General features: G+C 71.3%; 8 protein-coding genes. All 8 read left to right on the top strand.

Annotated features, from left to right (window positions below; all coding sequences use genetic code 11):
• Positions 1-142: 142 nt before the first annotated feature.
• Entirely contained in the window at positions 143-1,405 is a 1,263-nt protein-coding gene (locus tag ASF38_RS02925; RefSeq protein WP_235497360.1) for a hypothetical protein, read from the top strand.
• 9 nt (positions 1,406-1,414) lie between these two features.
• Positions 1,415-1,693 carry a hypothetical protein gene (locus ASF38_RS02920; RefSeq protein WP_055963579.1) on the top strand — a complete coding sequence of 93 codons (279 nt, stop codon included), beginning with the start codon at positions 1,415-1,417 and terminating at the stop codon, positions 1,691-1,693.
• A 201-nt stretch (positions 1,694-1,894) separates the two neighbouring features.
• Positions 1,895-3,526 (top strand): chaperonin GroEL, encoded by a 1,632-nt coding sequence (gene groL / locus ASF38_RS02915; RefSeq protein WP_056573528.1) that lies wholly within the window; start codon positions 1,895-1,897, stop codon positions 3,524-3,526.
• 106 nt (positions 3,527-3,632) lie between these two features.
• Positions 3,633-4,007 (top strand): MmcQ/YjbR family DNA-binding protein, encoded by a 375-nt coding sequence (locus ASF38_RS02910; protein ID WP_055966173.1) that lies wholly within the window; start codon positions 3,633-3,635, stop codon positions 4,005-4,007.
• Positions 4,008-4,034: 27 nt separating this feature from the next.
• A complete protein-coding gene (locus ASF38_RS02905; RefSeq protein ID WP_156366758.1) occupies positions 4,035-4,775 on the top strand; it encodes a hypothetical protein in 741 nt (246 codons plus the stop codon).
• Positions 4,776-4,930: 155 nt separating this feature from the next.
• Positions 4,931-5,872 (top strand): MetQ/NlpA family ABC transporter substrate-binding protein, encoded by a 942-nt coding sequence (locus ASF38_RS02900; RefSeq protein WP_056556215.1) that lies wholly within the window; start codon positions 4,931-4,933, stop codon positions 5,870-5,872.
• 73 nt (positions 5,873-5,945) lie between these two features.
• Positions 5,946-7,022, top strand: coding sequence for a methionine ABC transporter ATP-binding protein (locus tag ASF38_RS02895; RefSeq protein WP_056573527.1), 1,077 nt, complete (start codon positions 5,946-5,948; stop codon positions 7,020-7,022).
• Positions 7,022-7,495 (top strand): ABC transporter permease subunit (locus ASF38_RS02890; protein ID WP_235497359.1); only part of this gene is annotated, 474 nt, incomplete at its 3' end. The genes ASF38_RS02895 and ASF38_RS02890, both read left to right, overlap by 1 nt.

The raw sequence follows: 7,495 nt of genomic DNA, 5'->3' as shown, positions 1-7,495 counted from the left end.
GAGCATCGACGTCGAGGCCGGTGACGAGACGTCGAGGACGTTCACGATCGACCGCCCCGGCCAGGTGGCGGTGGAGTCGCACGCCACCCACGCCGTGATCGTGCAGCTCGTCGTCCGGCCCTGACCCGTGCTCGATCCGTTCGTGGGAGCCGTGCTGCCGCTGCCGATGCACGGCGTCGGCGGCTCGACGGACCTGCCGATCCCGTTCCTGTACGCGATCGTCGGTGCGTCGTGGGCGCTCACCATCTCCTTCGCCGTGCTGGCGTTCGCGTGGAAGGAGCCGCGCCTCCAGCCGCCGGCCGGGCACGTCGTCCTCGACGAGCCGTCGCGGCGGCCGTGGCTCGCCGTGCTGGGTGCGCTGCTCGCCGCCTGGTTCCTGGGTGCCCTGTTCCTCGGCCCCGACGACGCGACGAACCCGGGCATCGCCGCCTTCTACATCCTCGTGTGGGTGGGGCTGGTGCCGTTGGCGCTGCTCGCCGGGCACGTGTGGAAGGACCTGTCGCCGTGGCGGTCGCTGCAGTGGCTGGTGGGTCGCGCGACCGGTCGTCCGGAGGGCTTCGTGGCCTACCGCGACGTCTGGGGCTACTGGCCGGCGGCGGTGGGGCTGTTCGCCTTCGTGTGGCTCGAGCTGGTCTCGCCCGACGCCGGCGACGTCGTCACGGTGCGCACCTGGGTGGCCACCTACGTGGTCGTCACGGTGCTGGGCGGTGTGCTGTTCGGCCCGCGCTGGTTCGACCGCGCCGACCCGTTCGACGTCTACAGCGCCTTCGTGGCTCGCCTCGCCCCGCTCGTGCGTGACCGCAGGTTCGACCCGCACGACCCGTTGCGCTCTCTGCCGCTGCTGCCCGTCGCGCCCGGCCTGGTGGCCGCGATCGCGGTGCTGCTGGGGTCCACGGCCTTCGACAGCTTCTCGGCGTCCGAGCGGTGGCAGTCGGGCTCGCACTCCACGCTCACGACGTCACTGGTGCTGCTGCTGTTCTGCGTCGTGGTCGGCGTGGCGTTCGTCGCGGCGTCGGTGGCCACGGGCGGGGTCACGCCACACGAGCGCCGGGCGCTGCCCGGACTGATGGCGCACTCGCTGGTGCCGATCGTCGTGGGCTACATCTTCGCCCACTACCTGACCTACCTGCTCGAGCGCGGCCAGGCCGCGGCGATCGACCTGCTCCAGCTCCTGGGGGTCGGCAACGGGCTGGAGGTCTCGTACTTCCTGTCCGAGCACCCGGACGTGCTGGCCGTCTACAAGGTCGGGTTCGTGGTGGCCGGGCACGTCGTGGCCGTCGTCGCGGCGCACGACCGGGCACTCGCGCTGCTGCCGCGTGCGCACCGGCTCACCGGCCAGCTCGCCATGCTCGTGCTCATGGTCGGCTACACGTTCACCGGCATCTACCTGCTCCTCTCGGTCTAGGCTCGACGGATGGAGCCGACGGTCGCGGGAGAGGTGCTGACGACGCACCCGGTGGCCGTGCTGGCCATCCCCGCGTTCATCCCGGTCGTGGTGATCGTCGCGACGGTCCTGTGGATCGCCCGCAAGGACCGGCTGGCGGAGGCCGCGGAGCACGAGGCCGGCGACCCCGTCGCTCCGGTCCTGCCCGTGCCGGTCCCCGTGGCCGCCGTCGATCCCACTCGCGGTGAGACCCGCGGCCGGCCCTGGCGCGACCGCCTCCCCCGCCTCGTCATCGGCGACGAGGACTGACAGGTCGTCCCGCGGGGCGGGTTGGCACTCTCGGGACCCGATTGCCAGTCGTTGGTTAGCACTCCTATAGTGAGAGTGCTAGACATCAGACCGGCCCGGTGAGGGTCACGGCCGCAGCGGGAAGGGTTCGCCGCGGCGCAGGGCTCGTCCGTCGCGGGCACCGACCGGTCACACCCACCACGTCGAACCGGAGAGTTCCACATGGCCAAGACCATTGCGTTCAACGAAGAGGCCCGTCGCGGCCTCGAGCGCGGCATGAACCAGCTTGCCGACGCAGTCAAGGTGACGCTCGGCCCCAAGGGTCGCAACGTCGTGCTCGAGAAGAAGTGGGGCGCGCCCACGATCACCAACGACGGTGTCTCCATCGCCAAGGAGATCGAGCTCGAGGACCCCTACGAGAAGATCGGCGCCGAGCTCGTCAAGGAGGTCGCCAAGAAGACCGACGACGTCGCCGGTGACGGCACCACCACGGCCACCGTGCTGGCCCAGGCGCTCGTGCGCGAGGGTCTGCGCAACGTGGCCGCCGGCGCCAACCCGATGGGCCTGAAGAAGGGCATCGAGGCCGCCGTCGAGGCCATCAGCAGCCAGCTGCTGGGCATGGCCAAGGATGTCGAGACCAAGGAGCAGATCGCCTCCACCGCGTCCATCTCGGCCGCTGACCCCACGGTCGGCGAGATCATCGCCGAGGCCATGGACAAGGTCGGCAAGGAGGGCGTCATCACGGTCGAGGAGTCGAACACGTTCGGCCTCGACCTCGAGCTCACCGAGGGCATGCGCTTCGACAAGGGTCACCTGTCGGGCTACTTCGTCACCGACCCCGAGCGCATGGAGACGGTCCTCGAGGACCCCTACATCCTCATCGTCAACAGCAAGATCAGCTCGGTCAAGGACTTCGTCCCGGTGCTCGAGAAGGTCATGCAGTCGGGCAAGCCGCTCGCGATCATCGCCGAGGACGTCGAGGGCGAGGCCCTGGCCACCCTGATCGTCAACAAGATGCGCGGCACCTTCAAGTCGGTCGCCATCAAGGCCCCCGGCTTCGGTGACCGCCGCAAGGCCATGCTGGCCGACATCGCCATCCTCACCGGTGGCGAGGTCATCAGCGAGGAGGTCGGCCTCAAGCTCGAGAACGCCGACATCTCGCTGCTCGGCACGGCCCGCAAGGTCGTCACGACCAAGGACGAGACCACGATCGTCGAGGGTGGCGGCTCGCAGGACCAGATCGCCGGACGGGTCAACCAGATCCGCGCCGAGATCGATAACAGCGACTCCGACTACGACCGCGAGAAGCTCCAGGAGCGCCTCGCGAAGCTGGCCGGCGGCGTGGCCGTCATCAAGGTCGGCGCGGCCACGGAGGTCGAGCTCAAGGAGCGCAAGCACCGCATCGAGGACGCCGTGCGCAACGCCAAGGCGGCCGTCGAGGAGGGCATCGTCGCCGGTGGCGGCGTGGCGCTCGTCCAGGCCACCAAGGCCGCGTTCGAGAAGCTCGAGCTCGAGGGTGACGAGGCCACGGGTGCCAACATCGTGCGCACCGCCGCGTCGGCCCCGCTGAAGCAGATCGCGATCAACGCCGGCCTCGAGGGCGGCGTCGTGGCGGAGAAGGTCGCCGGCCTCGACGCCGGTCACGGCCTGAACGCCGCCACGGGCGAGTACGTCGACCTCATCGCCGCGGGCATCATCGACCCGGCCAAGGTCACGCGCTCCGCGCTGCAGAACGCCGCGTCCATCGCGGCGCTGTTCCTCACCACCGAGGCCGTCGTGGCCGACAAGCCGGAGCCGGCTGCCGCCGGTGGCGGCGCGCCGGACATGGGCGACATGGGCGGCATGGGCTTCTGAGCCCCCACCCGCACCACCCCTGACGAGGGCCCCGACCACCGCGAGGTGGTCGGGGCCCTCGCACGTGCGGCGGGTCGTGTCGGCGGGGCGTGGCAGGCTGCTCCGCGTGGCACGTGCACCGGTACCCGAGGCGTTGCTGGCGCAGGTGGCCGCCGTCCTCGACGACCTGCCCGAGACGCGCCGCGAGCGAGCCTGGACGGGGACCCGATGGGTGGTGCGAGGACACAACGTCGCCCACGTGTTCGGGGGTGAGGACGGCCTCGTGCGGGTCACCTTCCGGGCGCCGATGGACGAGGTGGCCGCCTTCGAGCACCTCGGCCACCCCTACTTCCGCGTCGGGCGCAGCGGCGACGTGGTGGGGCTGGTGCTCGACGACGGTCCCGGCGTCGAGCCGGCGGAGCTGCGCGAGCTGCTCACGGAGTCGTACTGCGTGCAGGCCCCGCAGGAGCTCGTCGCGCAGGTCGAGCGTCCCGCGCACTGAGGTCGGCGCGGCTGGCAGGATGCACGGGTGATCACGACGCCGACGCAGGACGCGATGGGCCCGGGCATGGACCCCGGCCACCGAGAGCGTCTGCGCGCGGCCGGGGCCGAGGCCGGCGCGATCGACGCCCTCACCTGGCACCGTGCGACCGAGGGTGTCCCGCAGTGGTGGCACGACTGCGACAACGCCCTCTACCTCGCCGAGGGCGCCTGCCTGCCGGAGAAGGTCCTCGCCCAGCTGACGCTGTTCCCCGTCCGCGACGTCGTGATCGCCGTCGGGTCCGCCCTGCGCACCGTGTCGACCCTGCTCGTCGGCGGCGACGAGGCCACCGTGTTCGTCGACGCCGGCTGCGAGATCACCGCCGGCGAGCTGTTCTGCGGCGGCGGGTCCAGCATCGTGCTGCACGGCCCGCTCATCGCCACGCGGTGCGCCGTGGTCGACGCCCGCAACGGGGGGAGCATCGTGGCCGGCCCCGAGCAGCTGTGGGCCTCCGACGTGTACGTCGCGACGGACGACATGCACCGGCTCGAGGACCGCGTCACGGGCGAGCGGATCAACCCGTTCGGCGCCGACATCCGCCTCGGCCGGCACGTGTGGCTGTGCAAGGACGCCGTGGTGACCGGTCACGCCGACGTCGGCGACGGCGCCGTCGTGGCGATGCGGTCGGTGGTGCGTGGTCAGAAGGTCCCGGCCCACAGCGTGGTCGCCGGGGTGCCGGCGAGGGTGGTCCGCGACGACGTGGTCTGGTCCTACGACGACCGGGCCTGAGTCGTACCACTACCGCGGCCCCTGCTCGGCCCGTTCTCGCATGCTGGGCGTGGTCACGGTGTCGTGACGGGAGTTCGTAGCGTGCAGGGGTCGTCCTCACCCGGACGACGTCCCCTGCCCCCGTGTCGGCCGATCGCCGAGAGAAGGACCCCGCCATGTCTGAGCAGCCCACCACCATCGAGGCCCCGAAGCGGCGAGGTCCGCTCGTCGCGGGCGCGGCCGTCGCGGCCGTCGTCGTGATCGCCCTCGTCGCGTTCTTCCTGACCCGCGGCGACGACGCGACGAGCGCCGCCGGCGAGGACGCCGAGACGGTCTCCATCGGCGTCGTCGGTGCCAGCGACCCGTACTGGGAGGTCTTCGTCGACGCCGCCGCCGCGGAGGGCATCGACGTGGAGCTGCGCGACTTCACCGACTACACGCAGCCGAACCCTGCGGTCAGTGCGGGCGAGCTGGACCTCAACCAGTTCCAGCACCTGGTCTACCTGGCCGACTACAACCTGGCCAACGACGCTGACCTGACCCCGGTCGGCTCCACCGCCGTGTACCCGCTGGGTCTGTACTCCTCGCAGCACGACGCCGTCGGCGACATCCCGGACGGCGGCACCGTGGCCGTCCCGGACGACGTGAGCAACCAGGCCCGCGCCCTCGGCATCCTCGCCAAGAACGGTCTGATCGAGCTCGACGGCGAGCCGTCGATCTTCACCGACCTCTCCGACGTCGACACCGGGGCCTCGCGGGTGAAGGTCGAGGCGCTCGCGGCCGACGTGACCGCGACCAGCCTGGAGGACCTCGACGCGGCGGTCATCAACAACGACTTCGTGGAGAAGGCCGGCCTGTCGTTCGACGACGCCCTGGCGACCGACGACGCCGCCGACCCGACGGCCGAGCCCTACGTCAACGTGTTCGTGGCCCGCGCCGAGGACGCCGACAACCCCACCTACCAGCGCCTCGTCGAGATCTTCCAGGACACCAAGGCCGTGACCGACGGCCTCCAGCAGGTCTCCGGCGGAACCGCCCAGCTGGTGAAGGCGCCGCGGTCCGAGCTCGTCGACGTGTACGAGCGGGCCGAGGCCGAGACGAAGGCCAACCAGTCCTGACGCCGCTCGTGCCCGACGACCACGACCTGGTCGTCGGGCACGGGCCTGCGCGTCCGACGTCCAGGAGGAGACCATGGCCCTGATCGAGATCGAGGGTGTCAGCAAGACGTACCCGCCCACCCGTCGCGGTGGTGAGCCCGTGCACGCCGTCGACGACGTCACCCTCCACGTCGAGGCCGGGGAGATCGTCGGCGTGGTGGGCTACTCCGGCGCCGGGAAGTCGACCCTGGTCCGGCTGGTCAACGCGCTCGAGCCGGCCACGAGCGGCACGATCCGCGTCGACGGCACCGACGTGACGACGCTGTCGGAGCGGCAGCTGCAGGGGGTTCGGCGCGGCATCGGCATGATCTTCCAGCAGTTCAACCTGTTCCACTCCCGCACGGTCTACGGCAACGTGGCCTACCCGCTCGCGGTCGCGGGCGTGCCGCAGGCGGAGCGCCACGCGCGGATCGAGCGGCTGCTCGACTTCGTGGGGCTGAGCGAGAAGGCGCACCAGCACCCCGAGCAGCTCTCCGGCGGGCAGAAGCAGCGCGTGGCGATCGCCCGCGCCCTCGCCACCGACCCCGCGATCCTGCTGGCCGACGAGGCCACGAGCGCACTCGACCCCGAGACCACGGCCGACGTCGTGGCGCTGCTGCGCCGGGTGAACGCCGAGCTGGGCGTCACCATCCTCGTGATCACCCACGAGATGGAGGTCGTGAAGAGCCTCGCCGACCGCGTGGTCGTCATGGAGCGCGGCCGCGTCGTCGAGGCCGGATCGACGTTCGACGTCTTCGCCCAGCCGTCGCACCCAGCGACGCAGCGCTTCGTGCGGACGCTCGTCGACGACGTCCCCGACGCGCGTGCCGTCGCGCACCTGCGGGAACGTCACGACGGGCGGCTCATCACGGTCAGCTTCCGCGACGAGAGCGTCAGCCAGTCGCGGGTCTTTGCCGAGCTGGTGCGGCGTGACGTCGAGTTCGAGCTGGTCTTCGGTGGGATCGAGGACGTCCAGGGTCGCGCGTTCGGCCACCTCACGTTGGAGCTGCGCGGCGAGGACGCCGCCGTCGAGGACGCCGTGCGACGCATCGGCGAGCTCGTGACGGTGACCGACGTGCCGGAGGCGGAGGCCCGCGTCGCGGTCGCCGGCTCGACGGGGGAGGTGGCCTGATGGATCGCGTCCTGGAGCTGCGCGGGGAGTTCGTCTCCGAGTTCTTCGTGACCCTCTACCTCGCGGGGGCCGGTCTGCTGCTCGGTGGGCTGCTCGGGCTGGTGCTCGGCACGACGCTGTACGTGACCCGGCGGGGCGGCATCTGGCCCAACGCCGTGGCCAACACGCTGCTCAACGTGGTGGTGAACTTCTTCCGCCCGATCCCGTTCATCCTCCTGGCGATCGCGCTGCAGCCGTTCGTGCGCGAGGTCGGGATCCGCGGCATCGGCAACGAGTTCGCGATCATCGCGATCGTCGTCGCGTCGATGTTCGGCATCGGGCGGATCGTCGAGCAGAACCTGGTGAGCGTCCAGCCGGGCGTCCTCGAGGCGGCCCGCGCGATGGGGGCCAGCCGGCTGCGGGTGGTGCTCACCGTCCTGCTGCCCGAGGCGTTCGGCCCGCTCATCCTCGGCTTCACGTTCGCCGTCGTGGCG

Source organism: Aeromicrobium sp. Leaf272 (assembly GCF_001422865.1).
GTDB lineage: Bacteria > Actinomycetota > Actinomycetes > Propionibacteriales > Nocardioidaceae > Aeromicrobium.
The sequence above is the reverse complement of the archived record's forward strand: the minus strand, read 5'-3'. Positions and strand labels throughout refer to the sequence as shown.